Raw genomic sequence first — 19,892 nt, forward strand, 5'->3', positions numbered from 1 at the left:
CGATAAGGTGGACGCAGTGCGGAAAAACATCCTTTTGCTGGTTGACCGCCCAAGGGGTGGAACCGGCGGACTTGTGCGGCGTTATAATGGCAAATGGCCGGTTTCGCACCGCACACGGTTTTGTGTGCAATGGCAGGGCGTTTTCTTATCCTATTGTCGCTGACCGAACTGGCAGGACGACACTTTCCGACACATATCCTTTGGGGACGCGCTGACCTGCACTGCCGAAACCGCGCCCGGAACGTTATTTTTTTGCCTGTCAAAGGAGACGTCATGTCGCGCACCATTGCAGAAACCATTGTCGATATGCTGGCCGATGCCGGGGTCAAGCGCCTTTATGCCGTAACGGGTGACAGCCTTAATCTTCTCAATGATGCCATTCGCCGTGACGGGCGAATTGACTGGATCCATGTGCGCCACGAAGAAGCCGGGGCCTATGCGGCAATGGCCGAAGGGGTACTGGGCGGGCTTGGCTGTTGCGCTGGAAGCTCCGGCCCGGGTCATGTTCATTTGATCAACGGCCTTTATGATGCGCACCGCTGGGGCGCGCCGGTGATTGCCCTGCCATCCACCATTGATCGTGCTGATTATGGCATGGAATCGTTTCAGGAAACCGATCTTGGCATGTTCGATGGCTGTAGCTGGTATAATGAACTGGCGCAAATCCCTGAACAGGCCCCCAGAATGCTGCAACAGGCGCTGCAAAACGCCATTACCCGCAAGGGGGTGGGCGTGTTTGGCTATAGTGGCGATATTCTGCCGCTGGATCTGCCTGAAACCGCCATTGCCTCCCCGGTTTATCGTCCGGGCACTGTGCTGCGCCCCGATGATGGGGCGCTGGATGATCTGGCAAAAATGCTGACCGGGGCCAAGCGCCCGTTCATTTATGGCGGTATGGGGTGTGATGCGGCGCGCGATCAGGTCCGTGAACTTGCCCGTCGTTTGAATGCGCCGGTCGGCTGGACGCTCAAGGGGAAAATGGCGCTGGAACATGACAATCCCAATGGGGTGGGCATGACCGGCTTTATTGGTGGCAAGGCCTGTGCCGATGCGATTGCCAGGGCCGATGTGGTGTTGCTGCTGGGAACGGATTTTCCGTGGAAGGATTTCCTGCAAACCGATGCCCGCATTGCCCAGGTGTTAACGCATGGTGAACGGTTGGGCCGTCGCACCCATGTGAAAATGGGGCTGGTGGGCGATGTTCGCGCAACGCTGGATGCCCTGTTGCCCCGCCTTGAAACCCGCGCGGATGACAGCTTCCTGCAGGACCGGTTGAAGGCGGTAAAATCCGACCGGGACAATATGGTCCATCATGCGCAAAAACCGGGCAAAAAAGGCGAGATCAGCCCGGAATATCTGACCACCGCGATTAGCCGCCTGGCCGATGACGATGCCATTTTCACCGCCGATACCGGTATGACGACCGTATGGGCGGCACGCTATATTGAAAGCACCGGCAAGCGCAGTTTTATGGGCTCTTTCTCGCATGGCTCGATGGCCAATGCCATGCCCCAGGCCATCGGCGCTGCGTTGGCCGGAAATGGCCGCCAGACCATTGCGCTATGTGGCGATGGTGGCATTTCCATGTTGCTGGGCGACTTGGCAACCATCGGGCAATATCAGTTGCCGGTGAAAATGGTGGTCTATAACAATTCCAGCCTCGGCATGGTGGAAATTGAAATGCAGCTGGCCGGGATTCCCAATTTCCAGACGGAAATGGTCAACCCGGATTTCGCCGCCATTGCCGAGGCCTGTGGTATTCGCGGTGTGCAGGTTGAAGACCCGGAAAAACTGGATGATGCCCTGGAAATGGCGATGAACCATGAAGGCCCGGTGTTACTGGATGTGAAAACCGACCGTTATGCCGTTGCCATGCCGCCCCATACCAGCCCCGAACAGCTTGGCAAATATGCGTTAAGCGAGGCCAAAATGGTGCTGAACGGACGTGGCACCGAAGTGATCGAGCAGTTGAAAACCAACTTTAAATATCTGCGCGATCTTTAATGTCTTTCGCGCACCGGGGCAGGGCCGTTTGCTGTGTTCCGGTGCGGTTTGTTCTCTCCCTGCTTTGCCTTTTGCGCCCCCTTCGGTATTGGTGTTTTTTTCTTTATCCCGTGCTTTTCCCGCGACATGTTTTGCTGACCAGAACTGGAACCCCGATGACTAAAAAAGAAACGGTATTTTCCGCCTTTACTGGTGCGAATGGTCTGGTGCGGGCGATTTTGCCTTTGCTGGCGATTGCGGGGACGGTTTTTTGTCTGATTGCGGCGTTTTTTGCCGCGTCATGGCTGTGGGGGCTGGTGATTTGTCTGCCCATTCTCGCACTGGCGATCCATGATGTCTCCCAGCGCGATTATGCCATTTTGCGCAATTACCCGGTTCTGGGCTGGGCACGGTATCTGTTTCAGGATCTACGGCCTTACCTGCGGTCTTACATTGTCGAGGGTGATCTCGAAGGCCGCCCCTTTAACCAGGATCAGCGCCGCCTGGTCTATGAACGCGCACGGGATGAAGAGGATAATCACCCCTTCGGGACCGAGCTTGATGTTTACGCCCACGAATATCGCTGGATCAGCCATTCCATCGCTGCGACCGATGTGCCCGATACGGACCCGCGTATTACCATTGGCGGCCCGCAATGCAGCAAGCCCTATAATGCCTCGATCCTTAATATCTCCGCCATGAGCTTTGGCTCCCTTTCTGCCCGCGCGATCGAGGCACTGAATACCGGGGCGAAAATGGGTAATTTCGCCCATGATACCGGCGAAGGCTCGATCAGCCCTTATCACCGCAAGGGCGGTGGAGATTTGATCTGGGAGCTTGGCTCGGGCTATTTTGGCTGCCGGACGGAGGATGGCAATTTTGACGAAGACCTGTTTGTCAAAGCCGCCTGCACCGATCAGGTCAAGATGATTGAAATAAAACTCAGCCAGGGGGCAAAGCCCGGTCATGGCGGGGTGTTGCCTGCGGCCAAGGTCTCGCCGGAAATTGCCGAAACCCGCAAGGTGCCGCAGGGGCAGGATTGCGTTTCCCCCGCCGCGCACAAGGCCTTTTCCACCCCGCGCCAAATGCTGGAATTTGCTGCCCGCCTGCGCGACCTTTCCGGTGGCAAGCCTGTCGGCATCAAGCTGTGCGTGGGGCACCCGCACGAACCCTTTGCCATCGCCAAGGCAATGCTGGAAACCGGGATATATCTGGATTTTATCGTTGTGGACGGGGCCGAAGGCGGCACCGGGGCCGCCCCGATAGAGCTTTCAAACCATGTCGGCCAGCCGCTTTATGACGGGCTGGTGATCATGCGCAATGCGCTGGTGGGAACCGGCCTTAAAAAACATGTCCGCCTGGGTGCGAGTGGCAAGGTTCATTCCGGCAGCGGCATTGCGCACGCCATTGCGCTGGGCGCGGACTGGGTCAATGCCGCCCGCGCCTTTATGTTTTCGATTGGCTGTATTCAGTCAATGAATTGTCATAAGGGCAACTGCCCGGTGGGTGTTGCCACCCAGGACCCGCACCGCCAGCGCGGCCTTGTGGTCGAAGACAAAGCCGAACAGGTCGAACGCTTCCACCGCAAAACCGTGCGCGCCGCCCTGCAAATCTCCTGCGCAGCGGGCCTTGAAAGCATCCACGACCTCGAACCCCACCACCTCTTCCACCGCATCAGCCCCACCGAAGCCCGCACAGCCGACCAGATTTACCCGTTTGTCGCGGAGAACCAGTTGATCGAGGCCCCGGAGGATACGCCGTATGATCTTTGGTGGAAAGCAGCGTCAGCGGATAGCTTCAATGTCGCCAAACAAGTGGGAGAGGAGCATAAGGCGAAGTCGATGTGTGGATAAAAAGCAAGATTTTATGATGCTGTCATCGTTCAATCTTTTGCAGCCACGATAATATTCTAATTAATGTGCTTCCTGGGTTGTTATTGAAATAGAGTTGATGAAAATCACCTCTTTGTACCATTGCGCTCTTTTCGTGTTCGCTGGCGAGGTCAAATTTCACTAAAGAAATCATGTATTCTAATGTTGAAGATTTTTGTTTTTTCGTTATTTTGTCGATTCCGATTGATGTAATTATATCTCCAGTTTCTATTTTGCTTGTGTCTTTTATTGTTTCATGTTTGCAAGCCTTGATGTAGCAAGCTATTGCTGAAAGTAGTTGATAATCTTCGTCTAATCCACGCTCATCGCTCATGTTGTTTATGATTGCGTAGTATGCTAATATTCTTTCTATCTCACGATAAGATGGCTGGTTTATTTTGATGATTTCTGTTAATGCGGCTATGGTTGTCGGGTAGGCTATCTTTTCATTTTCCTCCGTCATCATATTAACGGCGTAATTTATAAAATTTTCTCCATCGTCTTTATTGTCATCGCTGCGTGTTCTTGGAAGAGATAACCAGATGTTTACAAATTTGTGTAAATAATTTTTTGCATTAATGTTTGGTCCGTACCTGAATCTTATTGACTCCTCTAATTGCTCGCGATTTGTTATCAAAATGAATATAATGCCATTTGCAGAAAACAAATGCTTTGTTTGTTCTAATAGGTCTAGCGCAAAATCTGGTCTGCATCTATCAAGTTCATCGATTATAAATATAATAGGCGCACCATTTCCTTCGTCTTCTGAAAATTTTTCAAGTTCTTTTTTGAAATCAGAAATTGCTTTTTTGTCGCTTTTGATGTTTTTAAGTTTTTCGCCAACGATTTCATCAACCTGATCTGATAGCAGGTTGGAGATACCATCCTCTGCTTTATCGATCATTGATCCACTAATTATTCCGGAAGTGGCAAGTTGAACGCCAAGCTTTATCGATCCTCTAGTTAGCGATTTTGCTGTTTTTGAAGCAATTCTTAAAAATTCCTTCTTTCTCTCCACGTTCTCACCAGATATTTTTGCATAAATCTCAGACGTAACGGCTAAAAAAGCATCTTTTTGATGGTCATTTTCAAATGCGTCAAAATAGATTGATTTTAATTTCTTTTCTCTTTGGTGTTCAATGTAGCCTCTCCACATTTTGATGAAGGTACTTTTTCCTTCACCCCAAGCGGAATCGATGGCAATGACCGGGCTGTCTGTAGCATTCTCAACAAGGTTTGCCAGTCTTTCGCCGAAACTCTTTCTTTTGAATATATCTAAATCTGGGTCAAATCCCATTTTTTCTGAGATTTCGATTTCTGGTATTTTGATTTTCATTTTGAAAAATTCTCTGCTGCGGTGCTTATTCAGTCGTCAGTATAGTTTCCTTTTTTAAAAAGAAAAAGCCGCCAAATTAAAAGTTGGCGGCTTGGTGTTATGGTATTGCCATTTGTTTATGCTGAAATAACCCTAACCAACTTATCCAAAAACACCTCACACCTTACCAACTGATCGAGTGCGATAAACTCGTCGGGTTTATGCGCCTGCTCGATGCTGCCGGGGCCGCAGACGACGGTGGGGATGTCGCCCAGTTCGGCGAAGATGCCGGCTTCGGTGCCGAAGCTGACTTTGCCGGTGGTGTTGGCCCCGGTCAGTTCCATGACAAGGCGGGTGACGTCATCGTCATCGCCGGTGGCAAGGCCGGCCACATCTGACATGGTTTCAATTTCGATGCCAACATCATCGTAGGTTTCGCGCATTTCCGGGTGCAGGACAGTGTCGATATAGTCCTGAATGGTCTGGCGGATTTCAGCACGGTCATGCAGGGGCAGGTTGCGATATTCAAAATCGAACCAGCAATTTTGCGGAATGATATTAAGCTGCGTACCGCCCTGGATCAGCCCGGTATGGACGGTGGTGTGGTTGGGGACAAAATCATTGTCGTGCGGGCCTTCGGTGCGGAATTTTTTGCCAAGCTGTTTTAAAAACACAATCAGCTCGGCCGCATATTCAATGGCATTGACCCCTTCGCCCGGCAGGGACGAATGGCCCGAACGGCCCGTCACATGGGCGCGGCCGGAAAACTTGCCTTTATGCTGGGTAATCACCTGCATGCTGGTCGGTTCGCCAACAATGCACATGGCCGGTTTACAATTCAGATCATTGATCATTTCCACCAGGCGCGGCGCACCGATGCAGCCCACTTCCTCGTCATAGGTAAAGGCGATATGGATGGGAACACGCAGATTTGCCTTGGCAAAATCCTCTGCCCGGCCCATCAGGCAGGCCAAAAAACCCTTCATGTCGCATGATCCGCGGCCATAAAGTTTGTCGCCGCGAATTTCGGTGGTGAAAGGGTCACTTTGCCAGACCTGGCCTTCCACCGGTACCACATCGCTATGCCCTGAAAGGATCACGCCGCCGGGCACATCGGGGCCGATGGAAGCATAAAGGTTGGCTTTGCCGTGATCATCGTCAAACACGGTGTGGCACCGATAGCCCAGACCTTTAAGGAAGTCCTGCGCCTGGTTGATCAGGGCAAGGTTGGAATCAAGGCTGGTGGTTTTGTGCGCAATCAGTTTCGCCAGCCAGTCCAGGGTCTTTTCGCTTGGTTGGGTGCTCATTCGACAAACTGTTCCTTCAGGATGCGTTCTTCAAGATTGTGTTCCGGGTCAAACAACAGGCGGATATCCATGCTGGAATCCTCGCGGATGATGACCTTGGAGACATCGCGAACTTCGGTATAATCGGCCACGGCGGAAACCGGGCGTTTTTCGGGTTCGAGAACTTCAAATATCACCTGTGCCTTTTCAGGCAGCAGTGCGCCACGCCAGCGGCGCGGGCGAAACGGGCTGATCGGGGTGAGGGCCAAAAGGCCGCTTCCCATTGGCAGGATCGGCCCGTGCGCCGAAAGGTTATAGGCGGTGCTGCCCGCCGGTGTGCAGACCAGAGCGCCATCGCACACCAGTTCGGGCAGGCGCTCCACGCCATCAATTTTAATGCGCAGTTTGGCCGCCTGGCGGGTTTCACGCAAAAGAGAGACCTCGTTAATCGCAAGCGCACACATGGAGCCGCCATCCTTGGTATGGGCTTCCATTTGCAAGGGATGAAGCTTGACGGTCTGGGCCTCCTGAATGCGCTCAGGCAGGTCGATTTCGCGAAATTCGTTCATCAAAAAGCCGACAGTGCCGCGATTCATGCCGTAAATCGGCACCTTGCGGCCCATATAACGGTGCAGGGTTTCCAGCATGAAACCATCCCCGCCAAGGGCGACAATGACTTCGGCCTTGTCGGGCGAAACATGGCCATAACGGTGCTTGAGCCGATACATGGCATCCTGGGCGATTTTTGTTTCGGCGGCGACAAAGGCAATTGAATGAATGTACATTTTTTATCCGTCGGGGCGAGGATGGCCACACGCACCTGACATGATCATTTCACTCTCATCGTCAGGCCCGTGCAATGCGCCTGCAAATAGAGCCCGATTGACAATGAATTGCAAGGGGCAGGGCGAAAAACAGCACTTGCAGCAGTGTCGGGAATAATTTGCGGCGGATTGAAGGTAAAAGTCTTTAGGTCGTATTGACGTGCGCGGTAAAAGAGGTAACGCTTTGCCCGGTTTGAGGAAGATATGGCGCATCAAATACCATGAATGATAGCAAAGACCTCGCTCCGCTGGTTTTGGGCGATGAAGACGAAAGCGGTGAAGGCTGGCGTCGTGATGCAAAACGGGGGACCGGGCGCGAGGTTCGGGCGCGCTTGACGCGCGATCCGAATGGCACCCGCCAGAAATTGCTCGATGCCGGTTTTGCCGAAATCCGCCGTGCCGGGATCGAGGCGGCCTCGATTGCCAATATCATTGATCTGGCCGGGGTGACAAAAGGCGCGCTGTATCATCATTTCCGCAGCAAATCGCAGCTTGCCAACGCCGTGATCGAGGAATGCCTGCCCGCCTATGTCGATGATATCTGGCTGGACCCCTTGGCCTTTGAAGAGGACGTTTTACCCGCCCTGATGGCGCAGGTGGACCGGCTGGGCACCGATGATACCCCGGAAATTTTGGCGCATGGCTGCCCGCTGGCGCGCCTGGCATCAAGTGCGGATGACATGGATGATGCAACCCGTAAGCGTATTGACGGGGTGTATCGGTATTGGCGGCGTGGCCTGGCCGGGCATATCAGCCGGTCGCAATTTGCCAAATATGTGCGCACCGATGTGCAGGCTTCGGCCGTGGCGGAATTTATCATGGCGACCCTGCATGGCTATCTGAGCCGCCCGCCGGTTTTGCGCGGGGCGGAAGTACACGCCGCCTTTGCCGGGGAATATGCCCGCTATTTAAGCGGTTTGCGTCCCTGAAGGTTATTGCCTTTAAAAAGATTCCCGTTTTTTCGGATAGATGCCGTGTGCCGGGGCAGGGCGGGTTGCGCGGAACGATGTGTTGTCCTTAATTTTTGCCACCATTAACAACATTAATTTTGTGTTGTTGTAAATTATTTGACGAAAGGATGTTGGGAAATATATAAGAACTACAAATTCGCATATTCTTTTGGAGGGTGCAAACAATGCGTTCCCGTATTTTGGCAGGAATTGCTGCCGTCGTGATGATGATGGGGGCCGGTGCGGCCCAGGCCGAACGCCTGACGGAAAAGCCGCTGGTGGATGCCGGTTGGCTGGCGGATAATCTTGGCAATGATTCTTTGGTGGTTGTTGACATTCGTTCGCCGGGCAAATCGGGCAATCCCTATGATGCCGGGCATATCCCCGGTGCGGTTGATGCGCCTTATGGCAAGTTTGGCTGGCGCGCCAAGGTTGGCGATGTTGTCGGCATGCTGCCGCCGGTGGATGTGATTGCACAGCGTATCGGCAGCCTGGGCATTGATAATGACAAACAGGTCGTCATCGTGCCGGCCGGGGAAAATTCCAGCGACTTTGGCGCTGCCACCCGTGTTTATTGGACGTTTAAAGTGCTGGGCCATGATGCCGTCACCATCTTGGATGGCGGGCAGCGGGCCTGGGTCGCTGCAAAGGGTGACATTTCAACAGAGGCAGTCAAGCCCGAGCAGGTGGCCTTTACCGCCCATTTCCGCCCCGAGCTGATTGCGACAGCCGACGAGGTTGCCGCAGCAAAATCAAAGGGCGTCGCCCTGATTGATGCCCGCCCTGAAGCGCAGTTTGCCGGGCAGAGCAAAAGCCCGGTTGTGGCCCGTTTTGGGGCCATTCCTGGTGCTGTGAATATTTCGCAGTCGCAATTCTATGACGCCAAAGACGGTAAGTTTGTTGCGGCCGACGTGATTGAACAGCTTGCCGGGAAGGCGGGTGTGTCGGAAAACAGCAAGGAAATTACCTATTGCAACACCGGCCATTGGGCCTCTGTGGCGTGGTTTGGCCTGTCCGAAGTGATGGGTAACAAAAACACCAAAATGTATGATGGTTCGATGGCCGAATGGGCCGCTGATCCGTCGCGCGATGTGGTGAAAACCCGGTAATCTGCCGCTTGGCAGGTTTATATGGAATTGGAAATGCCCCGGCCTGGCCGAATGCGGGTTTTGCCGGGGCTGATTTCCACCGGATTTGATAACGACGTGGTGAATCACTGCGCCTTGCCGGGACCAAGTCAGACGGGCAACGACGGAAAAGTTGCCCCAACGGTCGGCGCAATCCGGCCGGTTTGTTGTTGGTCTTATGCCTCGGCGGCTCATCCGGGTTGCTCATAACGGCCTTTGGCCGATAACGAAGTTTCAGGATCACTCATGGCTGATACAAGCGGGGCAAGCGCGCGTGCACAGGCTGCACCCATGCTTCCCTTTACCTTTGATCGTGGACCGGCTGCCATTTGCGCCGTCATTTTTGCGGCGGTGGCACTGGTCATTGCCCAGGCTGTCAGCCTGCATCAGATGATTGTTTATCTGATTGGCGGGGTGTTGGGCCTGGCCCTTTATCACGCATCGTTTGGCTTTACCGGCGGCTGGCGTCGCATGGTGGTGGAACGGCGCGGGCGGGCCATGCGCGCCCAGCTTTTGATGGTCGGTGTTGCCGCCATTGCCTTCATTCCGTTGCTGGCCTTTGGCTCCCCCTTTGGCGGATCGCTTGTCGGGGCGCTGGCACCGGTTGGGGTATCGGTTCTGGTCGGCGCGCTGATCTTTGGTTTTGGCATGCAGCTTGGCGGCGGCTGTGGCTCCGGCACGTTGTTTACCGCTGGTGGCGGATCGGCCCGGATGCTGGTGACGCTGGCGTTTTTTGTGGTCGGCGCGTTGCTGGGTACGGCGCATTTGCCCATGTGGCTAACTTTACCATCCTTGCCGCCCGTTGGGCTGGGCAGTGTTTTTGGTCCGGTTGGCGGTATCGTTGTCACATTGGTCGCCCTTGCAGGTGTGGCTTTGCTTACGGTGATTGTTGAACGCCGCGCACATGGTGCGCTTGAGCAGGTGTCGCCCCCGTCGCGTCACGGCATCGCGCGGTTTTTGCATGGGCCGTGGCCGTTGGTCGGCACGGGCTTGCTGCTGGCGCTGATGAATGTCCTGACCCTTCTGGTCACGGGGCATCCGTGGTCGATCACATTCGGCTTTGGTGTGTGGGGGGCGAAAATCGCCCAGGTGTTCGGCGTGGGGGTTGAAAACTGGGCCTTTTGGAACTGGCCCGGCCCGGCCCGCGCACTTCATAACTCCGTGCTGGCCGATGATACCTCGGTCATGAATTTTGGCATTCTGATTGGGGCGGCGCTGGCATCGGCGCTGGCTGGCAAATTTGCCCCGCGTGTGCGCGTGCCGCTGGCATCGCTTGTCGCGGCTGCGATTGGCGGGGTTTTGATGGGCTATGGGGCGCGGCTGGCCTTTGGCTGCAATATCGGTGCGCTTTTTAGCGGCATTGCCTCGGGCAGTTTGCATGGCTGGTTGTGGTTTGCGGCCGCCTTTGTGGGCAGTGCGCTGGGTATTGCCGTTCGTCCGGTTTTTGGTCTCGATGGATTTAAAAAGAAATGACCGATCGTAATTATCTGCTTTATGGCGCGGTTTTTCTGGCCGCCACGGGTGCCATTGCCGCGGACCATTTCAGTCATGCGGGGGCGAATCCCCCTGCTATGTCCCGCCCGGCGACTCCGGCGGCTGCATCTGGATCATCTTCTGGCGGGAACCCGTGTGCCGCGGCCAACCCCTGTGCCGCTGCCAGCCCGTGCATGGCAAACCCGTGCGGCGCTGCGGGCGTGGATGGCAACCCGTGCGCCGGGTTTAACCCCTGTGCGGCAGAAAACCCGTGCGCGGCTTATAACCCTTGTGCAGCGGGCAATCCGTGTGCAGTGGCGAATCCCTGTGCAGCCATGAATCCCTGTGCCGCGATGAACCCCTGTGCTGCCGGGGCAAATCCTTGTGGGGCCTATAACCCTTGCGGCGCGGGTAATCCCTGCGCGCCCGCCGTGGCTAATCCGTGTGCTGCGGTTAATCCCTGTGCTGCAAGCAACCCGTGTGCGGCATATAATCCCTGTGGTGCGATGGGGCAGTGATCTGCCTAAGCTAATGTAAATAAATACCTTTCAAAGTTTGTAGGTTTTGGTTGTAATATCAAAATCGATGGCGAAGGGGTGGTGCTAAATGGCTGGGCGGCGATGGAGCGAATCGGAACTTTTGGTTGCTCTTAATATCTATTTTGAATTGGAGTTTGGCCAATTCCATCAATATCAACCGCGGATCATTGAGATTGCAAAGCTTTTGGATCGAACGGCAAGCTCGCTGGCGATGAAGCTTTGCAATTTTGCAAGCCTTGACCCTGCTATGAATGGAAAGGGCCTCTCTGGTGCCAGTAAGGCAGATCGCGAAATCATGCGATCGTTTATTGATGATACAGAAAATACAATTGCGCGCGCTCAAATCGCTCTAGAAGACTTGATGGCTCATCACGATAGTGATGTTACCGTCAATCAAGATAGAGTTCGGCGAGATCAATTCAGTGAAGGAGCGATGTCATTTTCAGGCCAAGTGCCTAGAATGACTGAATCTGTTGCGATGCGGAAAACGCGCATTGGACAGCCCTTTTTTCGCACTGCTGTATTGGCGGGTTATCGACATCGTTGCGGTGTTTGTGCGCTCAATATTCCTGAGTTGCTTGTTGCTTCGCACATTATTCCGTGGAGTCAGGTGCCTCATTTGCGTTTGCGACCGGACAACGGTATTTCATTATGTTCAATTCACGATAAAGCATTTGATCTTGGTTTTTGGTCGCTTGACCATCAGTTGCGTATCGTGCTCAGTCGTCGTTTGGTGCAATTAGGTGGTGAGGCTGAGGCCTTGTTTTTTGGTAAATTTGAAGGGAAAGGGTTGATTTTGCCGGATCGTTTTGTGCCCAAAATAGAATTTATCGAGTGGCACAGGAGCAATGTCTTTTTAGACGGAAAACTCTAAGTTTGGCGGCTTTATGACGAAGGCTTTGAGAGATAACGAAAATATCCTGTTTGACAATCGCTTCAAACTCTGCGCATCTTACCTGCGTCATTTGATTGCTCCAGTAGCGTAGAGGGAACGTTAACCTGTTCCAGCCTGTAGAGTGGTTACGGAAGAACAGCATGGAACTGCCCTGCTACGCGGGTAATTCGGAAGAGATGCAAGGCGCAGACCTGTATAAGAAACATATCAAGGGCCGATTCCCTTTGTCTGCTGCCGCAAACCTAAGAGAACTATTTATTTGACCCAGTTTTCGGATCTCGGCTTGGCCGAGCCCGTACTTCGAGCTTTAACGCACGAAGGTTACGCTACGCCGACGCCGATCCAGGCACAGGCGATTCCTTCCTTGTTGGAAGGGAAAGATCTTCTGGGTATTGCCCAGACCGGTACCGGCAAGACTGCTGCTTTTGCATTGCCTACCCTTGACCGTCTTTCCAAATCCGATAAACGGACCGCACCGCGCCATTGTCGTGTATTGGTGTTGGCCCCCACGCGAGAACTTGCCGCCCAGATCGGCGAGAGCTTCCGCGCCTATGGCCGCTTTACCAAAACCAGCGTTGCCGTTGTTGTTGGTGGTGTGGCCCACGGACCGCAGATCAAGGCGTTGACCCCGGGTGTGGATGTGCTGGTGGCAACGCCAGGCCGTCTGCTTGATCATGTTGATGCGGGCAAGGTCAATCTTTCCCAGGTTGAAGTTGTTGTGCTTGACGAGGCCGATCATATGCTGGATCTCGGCTTTTTGCCGCCGATCCGTCGTATCGTCAAAATGCTGCCGAAGAAGCGTCAGAACCTGTTTTTCTCGGCCACCATGCCGACCCAGATTGGTCAGCTTGCTGGTGACATGCTTCATGATCCGATCAAGGTTTCTGTCACCCCGGTTGCCACGACGGCAGAACGGGTTGATCAGTCGGTTTATCTGATCGAGGCCTCGCGCAAGCGTGCGCTTCTGGCAGAATTGCTTGATAATCCCGCCTTTGTCCGTACCCTGGTTTTCACCCGCACCAAACGCGGAGCAGACCGGGTGGCAAAGCATCTGGAAGCCAATAAAATCAGCGCATCCGCCATTCACGGCAATAAAAGCCAGAATCAGCGCGAACGTGCCCTGGCCGCCTTTAAGGATGGACAGGTGCAGGTGCTGGTCGCAACCGATATTGCCGCACGCGGCATTGACGTTGATGGCGTTTCCCATGTCGTGAATTTTGAATTGCCCAACGTGCCGGAAAGCTATGTGCATCGCATTGGCCGGACCGCGCGTGGCGGTGCCGCTGGCAAGGCAATTGCCTTTTGTGCCGATGATGAGCGCGGGCTTCTGCGTGATATCGAACGCACCACCCGTCAATCCATTCCCGTTATTGATCGTCGCGATGCCGAGGCCGCTGCAAAAAGCGAAGCCGAGGCAGCCGCCAATCGTCCGGCGCAAGGGGCGCGTCGCGGTTCGCGCGGTGCTTCTGCCGGGAATGGTGGAAATGCCGGTCGTTCCGGTTCGGGTCGGGGGCGGGCGGATGCCGGAGGCCGTCGTGCTGCGGGCAATCGCAATGATCGTTCTGGCAATAATTCACCCGAGGCGGCAAAGCCCGGTCAGGGGCGCTATAAAGGGGGCCGTAAACCGGCTTCCGATGCGCAGGGCCGTGATGAGGGCGCTGTTTCTTATGCCGCAAATGGCGGTGAAGACCGTGCCAGCCAGCCAGTAAAGACCGGTTTTGTTGCCCGCGACAGCCGCGAAGGTGCGCCAGCGCGCGCACGACGCGACGGTGGTGCAGGTGGCAATGGTGGGGCTGTGCGTGGCAATGCGCAGCGGAACAATCGCAATAATGGCAATGGCCGTTCGGCTGGCGAGAGTGCCGACCAGAACCGTATTGCCTCAAGTGTTGCGTTTTTGGGCAAATCAGCATCTGAAAAATCTGGCGCGACGGGTCATAGCGGCGCGAAAGCAGATGCAGGACGCCCCAATCGCAATTCAAAGAATTCCGGTCCGGCAAAAGGGGCGCGTCGTGTCCCTGATCAAGGCCGGTCAAAAACAGGAAATCGCCCGCGGCGCTCGGTCGCCTAGGTGATTTCCGGGAAGATGGACGGAACCCACGCGGGGTTCTGTCTGACAGTTTGTGCCAACATATACTCATAGGAGAGACTAAAATGGCAACTGGTACCGTTAAATGGTTCAACGCAACCAAAGGCTTTGGCTTCATTCAGCCGGACGAAGGCGGAAATGACGTATTCCTGCACATCAGCGCTGTTGAACGTGCTGGCCTGCGTCACCCGCAGGAAGGCGACAAGATCAACTACGAACTGCGTACCGACTCACGTTCGGGCCGCGTTTCGGCTGACGATCTGACCGCTGCCTAATTCGGCTTGCCCTCCTCTGGGATGGCGCTGAAATGACAATCCCCGCATGGGCAACCGTGCGGGGATTGTTTTGTTTGAATATGTGCCTTCCTGCAACTTTCAAGGGCTCAAATGGCCTATGGGCGCAGAAAGGCGATATTGGCCCGTGTCGCCGCGCTAAGCACATGAAAGTGCATGGCATCGCGGGCGCGGGATGGGTTTCGGTCGCGTACAAACTGCAATACCTGTTCATGCTCTTGTAACGGGGCCTGGATGGCGGCGGCATTGGCAAAAGGCAGCATCTGGTTTTCATGAATGCTTTGCGCCGTAGGGTGCATTGCCTTGGCAAAAAGCGGGTTATCTGTTGCCTGAAGCAGAATGTTATGAAATTCGGTGTCGGCCTTTGCCGCGTGAAGCAGGTTATCTTCCAGCAGGGATTGGCGCATTTCTTCAATGCTGTTTTGTAGGGCCGTTAAATGCGCATTGGTGCGCGCCTGTGCCGCCAATCCGGCAACATAAGGTTCAATCGCCAGGCGAAATTGATAAACCTGCGCTGCGTGGCGTGTTGATTGCGCATCTCGTGGCGTGTTCCCGTGTGGATCGGTAACATACACCCCTTTTCCGGCCGCGATTCTGATCAGCCCAATGGCCTCGAGTGTGGCCAGGGCCTCGCGCAGGCTGGCGCGGCTGATATTAAGCTCTTCGGCGAGAATGCGTTGTGACGGCAACGAGTCTCCGGTTTGCAATTGTCTGGTTTTGATCAGTTTTCTGATGTCCTGTACGGCACGTTCGGGAGCGCGTTGGTGTCTTATCATCATTTTTCCCGTGTCTGGTCTGACCAGTTGGTATCTTCAGTTAGGTCAATTTCCCGTTGTTTTTCAATTGATTTTGCAAAACTTGCAGAAAAAATTATGTGTGTTTCAAAATTTTGCATAGACATTAGCATAAAAAATATGCACGAATTAATCATGATTAAAAAATGAACTTTCACCAAATAAAAATCGGAGAGGCAGATGAAAAAGTTCCTGAAAGTCACCATTGCCGCGATGGCGATGATGGCAGCCCCCCTGGCTGGGGCATCGGCAAAGGGTGCGCTTGAGGCAATCAAGGAAGCGGGTGTGATCAAAATTGCCGTGCCGCAGGATTTTCCGCCGTTTGGCACGGTTGGGACGGATATGCAGCCGCAGGGCTATGATATTGATATGGCAAAACTGATTGCCCATGATTTGGGCGTGAAGCTGGAAATGGTGCCGGTCACGACCAATAACCGCATTCCGTATCTGACCACCGGCAAGGTTGACCTGGTGATTTCCACCCTGGGCAAAAACCCGGACCGTGAAAAAGTCATCGATTTTACCGACCCGTATGCTCCGTTTTATAATGGCGTTTTTGGTCCGGCTGACATCACCATCAAAGGTCCGGCGGATTTGAGCGGCCATACACTGGGGGTTACGCGCGCCACCATCGAAGATATGGAATTGCAGAAAATCGCGCCCAAGGACGTGGACATCAAACGGTATGAAGACAATAACGCCACCATTTCCGCGTTTTTGTCAGGCCAGGTGGAAGTGATTGCCACGGGTAACGTCACGGCAGCGGCCATCATCAAACGTAACCCGCCGCGTAAACCGGAACCGAAATTCCTGATCAAAAATTCACCCTGCTATGTCGGCCTGAACAAAGACGAGCCGGAACTGAAAGCCAAGGTCAATGAGATCATTGCAGCCTCGCTCAAGGATGGCCGTTTGAATGCCATTTCCGAACAGTGGCTGGGCAATCCGTTGCCGGAAAAATTCTAAGCTATTTTGATCTGATATGAGACTGACAACCAGGTGACTGCGTTTTAATGGCTTATCAATTTGATTTTGGCGCAATTCTTCCGCACTGGAAATTGCTGCTGGACGGGGTGATCCTGACCACCGAACTGGCAGCCATTGGCGCAGTGGCCGGGGTTGGACTGGGCATTTTGGGGGCGTGGGCGCGAACCGCCCGCACCCCGTTTATCAGCCAGCTTGTCGGGGTATATGTTGAACTGATCCGCAATACCCCCTTTCTGGTGCAGTTGTTTTTCATCTTTTTCGGCTTGCCTGCACTGGGCGTGAAACTGACCGAATTTCAGGCCGCCGCGCTGGCGATGATTGTCAATCTGGGTGCCTATTCAACCGAAATTGTCCGGGCAGGTATTCAGGCGATCCCGGCAGGGCAGATCGAGGCGGCCCAAAGCCTGGCGATGAACCGGGTGCAGATTTTCCGCTACATCATCATTCGCCCGGCCCTGAAAAAAATCTGGCCCGCACTTTCAAGCCAGGTGGTGATTGTGATGCTGGGTTCATCGGTGTGCTCGCAAATCGCGGCCGAGGAATTGACCTTTGCCGCCAATTACATCCAGGGCATGAATTTCCGCGCATTCGAGGTCTATTTCGTCACCACGGGCCTTTATCTCGTGATGTCGATCCTGCTGCGCCAGATCCTCAAAGTCTTTGGCAACTTCCTGTTTGAACGGCGGAACCATGCCTGAATTTACCTTATGGGACATTGTCCATAATCTGCTGCTGGCCGCACGCTGGACGGTTCTTCTCTCAATCGTTGCCTTTGTGCTGGGCAGTATTGTCGGTTTGGTGCTGCTTTTGGTGCGGACAGCAGGCAATCGCTGGGCGGTGCGTTTTGTGCGCTGTTATGTCGAACTGTTTCAGGGCACACCGCTTTTGATGCAGCTTTTTATTGTTTTCTTTGGCTTGCCGCTGCTTGGCGTGGATGTGTCGCCCTGGATCGCGGCGACATTCGGGTTAACGCTGTTTACCAGCGCGTTTTTAACCGAAATCTGGCGCGGCTGTGTTGAATCGGTCGCCAAGGGGCAGTGGGAAGCCTCGAACGCGCTGGGTATGAATTTCACTCAACAGATGCGCTATGTCATCCTGCCCCAGGCGCTGCGCATTGCCGTGCCGCCCACGGTTGGTTTTTCCGTGCAGGTGGTCAAGGGCACGGCTGTCACCTCGATCATTGGTTTTATCGAACTGACCAAGGCCGGCACCATGATTACCAACGCCACCTATGCACCCTTCACGGTTTATGGCTGTGTCGCCGTTTTATATTTTTTGATCTGCTATCCCCTGTCGCTTTATGCCCGCTACCTGGAAGGAAAGTTCCGCCATGTCACTCGTTGAGCTTCATGCCATTCATAAAAGTTTTGGCGCGTTACAGGTTCTCAAGGGCATTGATCTGAAAATTGACGAAGGGCAGGTGATTGCCCTGATCGGCAAAAGCGGGTCGGGCAAAAGCACCCTGTTGCGCACGATTAACGGCCTTGAAACCATTGATGACGGCACCATCATGGTGGCAGGCAAAAAGGTGGGCGATCATGATACCGATCTTTTGCAGCTTCGCCTTAATGTCGGCATGGTGTTTCAGCAGTTCAACCTGTTTCCGCATTATACTGCGTTGGAAAATGTCATGCTTTCGCCCCAGGTGGTGAAAAAGCAATCCAAGGCCGAAGCCCGCGAAATTGCCGAGGAAATGCTGGCAAAGGTCGGCCTGTCGGACAAGATGATGCACTATCCTGACCAGCTTTCGGGCGGGCAGCAACAGCGCGTTGCCATTGCCCGCGCCCTGGCGATGAAACCACGGGTGTTGCTGTGTGACGAGGTGACATCCGCCCTTGACCCCGAATTGGTCAACGAGGTTTTGGCTGTTGTGCGCCAGCTTGCCGAAGAAGGCATGACGCTGGTGATGGTGACGCACGAAATGCGCTTTGCCCGCGAAGTCTGCGATAGTCTGGTTTTCATGCATCAGGGCCGCATTCATGAAAGTGGCAATCCCGAACATGTTTTTGCCAGCCCCAAAACCCCTGAACTGGCAAGTTTTGTCGGTGGCTTGGCAGGGTAAACATCCCAGGCGTTATCATTGCCAAAATGTGACAATTCCCGTTTCGGGTGTTTTGCCAGTATCCCAAAGCCCCCTTTGTTTCTAAGACTGATTGCACCGTTTGATCAGGCAGAAGCAGGGGCGGGATACGGTGGCACCACAAACAGATGCAGCGTCAAAACCGGTCCTGTCAGGGGCGATGGCCTTTCTGGACCGGTATCCCTTTCTGGTGCTGGGTGTTGTGTTGCTTGGTGCCTTTTCATCCTCGACCTCGGCCCCGTTGGGCGGGTTGTTTGTTGTCGATGGTTTGGGCGAAGCCCCCTGGAAAATCAGCCTGGCGGCGATTATCAAGGTGGTCGTAACACTTCTGACCAACCGTTATTACGGCCATGCCATTGATCGTGGTGTGCCTGTACGCTGGCTTTTACTCTCCAGTATCGTCTGCTTTGTGGCAGGCATGGTCGTGATCGGCACGTTTCAGGTTTATTGGGTGTATGCGCTTATTGGCTCGGTCCTGATCGGGGTGGGGTCCGGGGCGCTATCGGTTGTGTATTCCTTTGGTCGCCTGTTTGCCGAACAGACGGGCCGGAATGTCAAAAAATTCAATTCGCTGTTACGGATGCAAACCTCGCTGGGCTGGATGGTGGGGCCTGCGGTGTCGCTATCGGCTTATGACGCGTTTGGCTTTACCTTCATTTATTTTGCCATCGCCATTTTGGGTGCAGTCTGGCTGGTATTCTGTTTGTTGGTGGTGCCGACACATTTTAAAACCCACCATGCAGGCACGCATACCGGCGAGATGATCCCGAAAATGAACCGGGCGCTGCTGGTGGCCTGTATTCCGGTCTTTTTGATCTCCACTGGGCATGTGGTGTTTTTAACCGTGATGCCGCTTTATTTTACCGCATCGCTCGGCCTGGCCCCGTCTGCGGCGGGGTTCGAGCTAACGATGAAATGCTTTGTCGAGGTGGGGGCGATTTATGCCTCGGTCGGGATCATTCAGCGGATCGGCGAACGCCGGGGGCTGATGATCGCAGCCTTTTGTGGCGTCCTGTTTTATGGCCTGATTTATCAGGCGCAATATTTGTGGCATGTGCTGGTATTGGGCGCGCTGGACGGGCTTTATTATGGGTTGTTTGCCGCCATTGGCATGACCTTTGTGCAAAACTTTGCCCGCAACCGCCCCGGCATGGCAACCAGCTATTATGTCAGCACGCTTTTTGTTGGTGGTTTATGTGGCAATTTGCTGATGGGGCTGGTGGCGAATTACTTTTCCTATCACACCACGGTGGCGGTTTCGGCCCTGTTTGTTGCTTTGGGTGGTTTAACCCTGCTTCTGATTGCTGATGCCCCGCCGGAAGAAGAAAGTATGGTTGCCAAGCCTGTATCCTCTGCTTGACTTTGGCGCGTCGCACGCGATGATCACGG

Annotated in this window: 18 protein-coding genes; 14 read left to right on the forward strand and 4 right to left on the reverse strand. The window is 54.2% G+C overall.

What is annotated here, in order from left to right:
• Nucleotides 1-273: 273 nt before the first annotated feature.
• Both LF95_RS03445 and LF95_RS03450 read left to right on the forward strand, forming a co-directional pair.
• Nucleotides 274-2,004 carry a thiamine pyrophosphate-dependent enzyme gene (locus tag LF95_RS03445; RefSeq protein ID WP_073953696.1) on the forward strand — a complete coding sequence of 577 codons (1,731 nt, stop codon included), beginning with the start codon at nt 274-276 and terminating at the stop codon, nt 2,002-2,004.
• Nucleotides 2,005-2,159: 155 nt separating this feature from the next.
• Nucleotides 2,160-3,836, forward strand: coding sequence for an FMN-binding glutamate synthase family protein (locus tag LF95_RS03450; RefSeq protein ID WP_073953697.1), 1,677 nt, complete (start codon nt 2,160-2,162; stop codon nt 3,834-3,836).
• A gap of 22 nt (nt 3,837-3,858) precedes the next feature.
• Here LF95_RS03450 and LF95_RS03455 read toward each other — a convergent pair whose 3' ends face one another.
• The 3 genes from LF95_RS03455 to LF95_RS03465 form a co-directional block, all read right to left on the reverse strand.
• Nucleotides 3,859-5,190 carry a KAP family P-loop NTPase fold protein gene (locus tag LF95_RS03455; RefSeq protein ID WP_073953698.1) on the reverse strand — a complete coding sequence of 444 codons (1,332 nt, stop codon included), beginning with the start codon at nt 5,188-5,190 and terminating at the stop codon, nt 3,859-3,861.
• Nucleotides 5,191-5,306: 116 nt separating this feature from the next.
• The gene (gene argE / locus LF95_RS03460) at nt 5,307-6,476 is read right to left on the reverse strand and encodes an acetylornithine deacetylase (RefSeq protein WP_073953699.1); all 1,170 of its coding nucleotides are present in this window, start codon (nt 6,474-6,476) and stop codon (nt 5,307-5,309) included.
• Nucleotides 6,473-7,240 carry an NAD kinase gene (locus tag LF95_RS03465; RefSeq protein WP_073953700.1) on the reverse strand — a complete coding sequence of 256 codons (768 nt, stop codon included), beginning with the start codon at nt 7,238-7,240 and terminating at the stop codon, nt 6,473-6,475. The genes argE and LF95_RS03465 overlap by 4 nt, the downstream gene beginning before the upstream one ends.
• 260 nt (nt 7,241-7,500) lie before the next feature.
• Between LF95_RS03465 and LF95_RS03470 the strand changes: the two genes are divergently transcribed.
• The 7 genes from LF95_RS03470 to LF95_RS03500 all read left to right on the forward strand — a co-directional run bounded on the left by LF95_RS03470 (nt 7,501) and on the right by LF95_RS03500 (nt 14,624).
• Nucleotides 7,501-8,208 carry a TetR/AcrR family transcriptional regulator gene (locus LF95_RS03470; RefSeq protein WP_073953701.1) on the forward strand — a complete coding sequence of 236 codons (708 nt, stop codon included), beginning with the start codon at nt 7,501-7,503 and terminating at the stop codon, nt 8,206-8,208.
• 206 nt (nt 8,209-8,414) lie between these two features.
• Entirely contained in the window at nt 8,415-9,338 is a 924-nt protein-coding gene (locus tag LF95_RS03475; RefSeq protein ID WP_073953702.1) for a sulfurtransferase, read from the forward strand.
• Nucleotides 9,339-9,602: 264 nt separating this feature from the next.
• Nucleotides 9,603-10,829 (forward strand): YeeE/YedE family protein, encoded by a 1,227-nt coding sequence (locus tag LF95_RS03480; protein WP_073953703.1) that lies wholly within the window; start codon nt 9,603-9,605, stop codon nt 10,827-10,829.
• Nucleotides 10,826-11,347 (forward strand): hypothetical protein, encoded by a 522-nt coding sequence (locus LF95_RS23040; RefSeq protein WP_174560991.1) that lies wholly within the window; start codon nt 10,826-10,828, stop codon nt 11,345-11,347. The genes LF95_RS03480 and LF95_RS23040 overlap by 4 nt, the downstream gene beginning before the upstream one ends.
• Nucleotides 11,348-11,435: 88 nt before the next feature.
• Nucleotides 11,436-12,242 carry an HNH endonuclease gene (locus tag LF95_RS03490; protein ID WP_073953704.1) on the forward strand — a complete coding sequence of 269 codons (807 nt, stop codon included), beginning with the start codon at nt 11,436-11,438 and terminating at the stop codon, nt 12,240-12,242.
• A 385-nt stretch (nt 12,243-12,627) separates the two neighbouring features.
• Nucleotides 12,628-14,331 (forward strand): DEAD/DEAH box helicase, encoded by a 1,704-nt coding sequence (locus tag LF95_RS03495; protein ID WP_252509643.1) that lies wholly within the window; start codon nt 12,628-12,630, stop codon nt 14,329-14,331.
• Nucleotides 14,332-14,414: 83 nt separating this feature from the next.
• Entirely contained in the window at nt 14,415-14,624 is a 210-nt protein-coding gene (locus LF95_RS03500; RefSeq protein WP_073953706.1) for a cold-shock protein, read from the forward strand.
• A gap of 116 nt (nt 14,625-14,740) precedes the next feature.
• Here the strand turns inward: LF95_RS03500 and LF95_RS03505 are convergent, their stop codons facing one another.
• Nucleotides 14,741-15,421 (reverse strand): FadR/GntR family transcriptional regulator, encoded by a 681-nt coding sequence (locus tag LF95_RS03505; protein ID WP_073953707.1) that lies wholly within the window; start codon nt 15,419-15,421, stop codon nt 14,741-14,743.
• Nucleotides 15,422-15,616: 195 nt separating this feature from the next.
• Between LF95_RS03505 and LF95_RS03510 the strand changes: the two genes are divergently transcribed.
• The 5 genes from LF95_RS03510 (at nt 15,617) to LF95_RS03530 (ending at nt 19,863) form a co-directional block, all read left to right on the forward strand.
• A complete protein-coding gene (locus LF95_RS03510; RefSeq protein WP_073953708.1) occupies nt 15,617-16,402 on the forward strand; it encodes a transporter substrate-binding domain-containing protein in 786 nt (261 codons plus the stop codon).
• Between the two features lie 47 nt (nt 16,403-16,449).
• A complete protein-coding gene (locus LF95_RS03515) occupies nt 16,450-17,121 on the forward strand; it encodes an amino acid ABC transporter permease (RefSeq protein WP_073953709.1) in 672 nt (223 codons plus the stop codon).
• Nucleotides 17,114-17,767 (forward strand): amino acid ABC transporter permease, encoded by a 654-nt coding sequence (locus tag LF95_RS03520; RefSeq protein WP_073953710.1) that lies wholly within the window; start codon nt 17,114-17,116, stop codon nt 17,765-17,767. The genes LF95_RS03515 and LF95_RS03520 overlap by 8 nt, the downstream gene beginning before the upstream one ends.
• Complete coding sequence (locus LF95_RS03525) at nt 17,754-18,485, forward strand: amino acid ABC transporter ATP-binding protein (protein ID WP_073953711.1); 732 nt, start codon at nt 17,754-17,756, stop codon at nt 18,483-18,485. Before LF95_RS03520 ends, LF95_RS03525 begins: the two co-directional genes overlap by 14 nt.
• 130 nt (nt 18,486-18,615) lie before the next feature.
• Nucleotides 18,616-19,863 carry an MFS transporter gene (locus LF95_RS03530; RefSeq protein ID WP_073953712.1) on the forward strand — a complete coding sequence of 416 codons (1,248 nt, stop codon included), beginning with the start codon at nt 18,616-18,618 and terminating at the stop codon, nt 19,861-19,863.
• Nucleotides 19,864-19,892 lie beyond the last annotated feature (29 nt).

It is taken from the genome of Thalassospira sp. TSL5-1, from assembly GCF_001907695.1.
In the GTDB taxonomy this organism is placed as follows: domain Bacteria; phylum Pseudomonadota; class Alphaproteobacteria; order Rhodospirillales; family Thalassospiraceae; genus Thalassospira.

What these genes read in the sequence shown, in the direction of transcription:
- LF95_RS03445 (WP_073953696.1), top strand. Translation starts at nt 274, where the DNA reads ATGTCGCGCACCATTGCAGAAACCATTGTCGATATGCTGGCCGATGCC.
- LF95_RS03450 (WP_073953697.1), top strand. Translation starts at nt 2,160, where the DNA reads ATGACTAAAAAAGAAACGGTATTTTCCGCCTTTACTGGTGCGAATGGT.
- LF95_RS03455 (WP_073953698.1), bottom strand. Translation starts at nt 5,190, where the DNA reads ATGAAAATCAAAATACCAGAAATCGAAATCTCAGAAAAAATGGGATTT.
- argE (WP_073953699.1), bottom strand. Translation starts at nt 6,476, where the DNA reads ATGAGCACCCAACCAAGCGAAAAGACCCTGGACTGGCTGGCGAAACTG.
- LF95_RS03465 (WP_073953700.1), bottom strand. Translation starts at nt 7,240, where the DNA reads ATGTACATTCATTCAATTGCCTTTGTCGCCGCCGAAACAAAAATCGCC.
- LF95_RS03470 (WP_073953701.1), top strand. Translation starts at nt 7,501, where the DNA reads ATGAATGATAGCAAAGACCTCGCTCCGCTGGTTTTGGGCGATGAAGAC.
- LF95_RS03475 (WP_073953702.1), top strand. Translation starts at nt 8,415, where the DNA reads ATGCGTTCCCGTATTTTGGCAGGAATTGCTGCCGTCGTGATGATGATG.
- LF95_RS03480 (WP_073953703.1), top strand. Translation starts at nt 9,603, where the DNA reads ATGGCTGATACAAGCGGGGCAAGCGCGCGTGCACAGGCTGCACCCATG.
- LF95_RS23040 (WP_174560991.1), top strand. Translation starts at nt 10,826, where the DNA reads ATGACCGATCGTAATTATCTGCTTTATGGCGCGGTTTTTCTGGCCGCC.
- LF95_RS03490 (WP_073953704.1), top strand. Translation starts at nt 11,436, where the DNA reads ATGGCTGGGCGGCGATGGAGCGAATCGGAACTTTTGGTTGCTCTTAAT.
- LF95_RS03500 (WP_073953706.1), top strand. Translation starts at nt 14,415, where the DNA reads ATGGCAACTGGTACCGTTAAATGGTTCAACGCAACCAAAGGCTTTGGC.
- LF95_RS03505 (WP_073953707.1), bottom strand. Translation starts at nt 15,421, where the DNA reads ATGATGATAAGACACCAACGCGCTCCCGAACGTGCCGTACAGGACATC.
- LF95_RS03510 (WP_073953708.1), top strand. Translation starts at nt 15,617, where the DNA reads ATGAAAAAGTTCCTGAAAGTCACCATTGCCGCGATGGCGATGATGGCA.
- LF95_RS03515 (WP_073953709.1), top strand. Translation starts at nt 16,450, where the DNA reads ATGGCTTATCAATTTGATTTTGGCGCAATTCTTCCGCACTGGAAATTG.
- LF95_RS03520 (WP_073953710.1), top strand. Translation starts at nt 17,114, where the DNA reads ATGCCTGAATTTACCTTATGGGACATTGTCCATAATCTGCTGCTGGCC.
- LF95_RS03525 (WP_073953711.1), top strand. Translation starts at nt 17,754, where the DNA reads ATGTCACTCGTTGAGCTTCATGCCATTCATAAAAGTTTTGGCGCGTTA.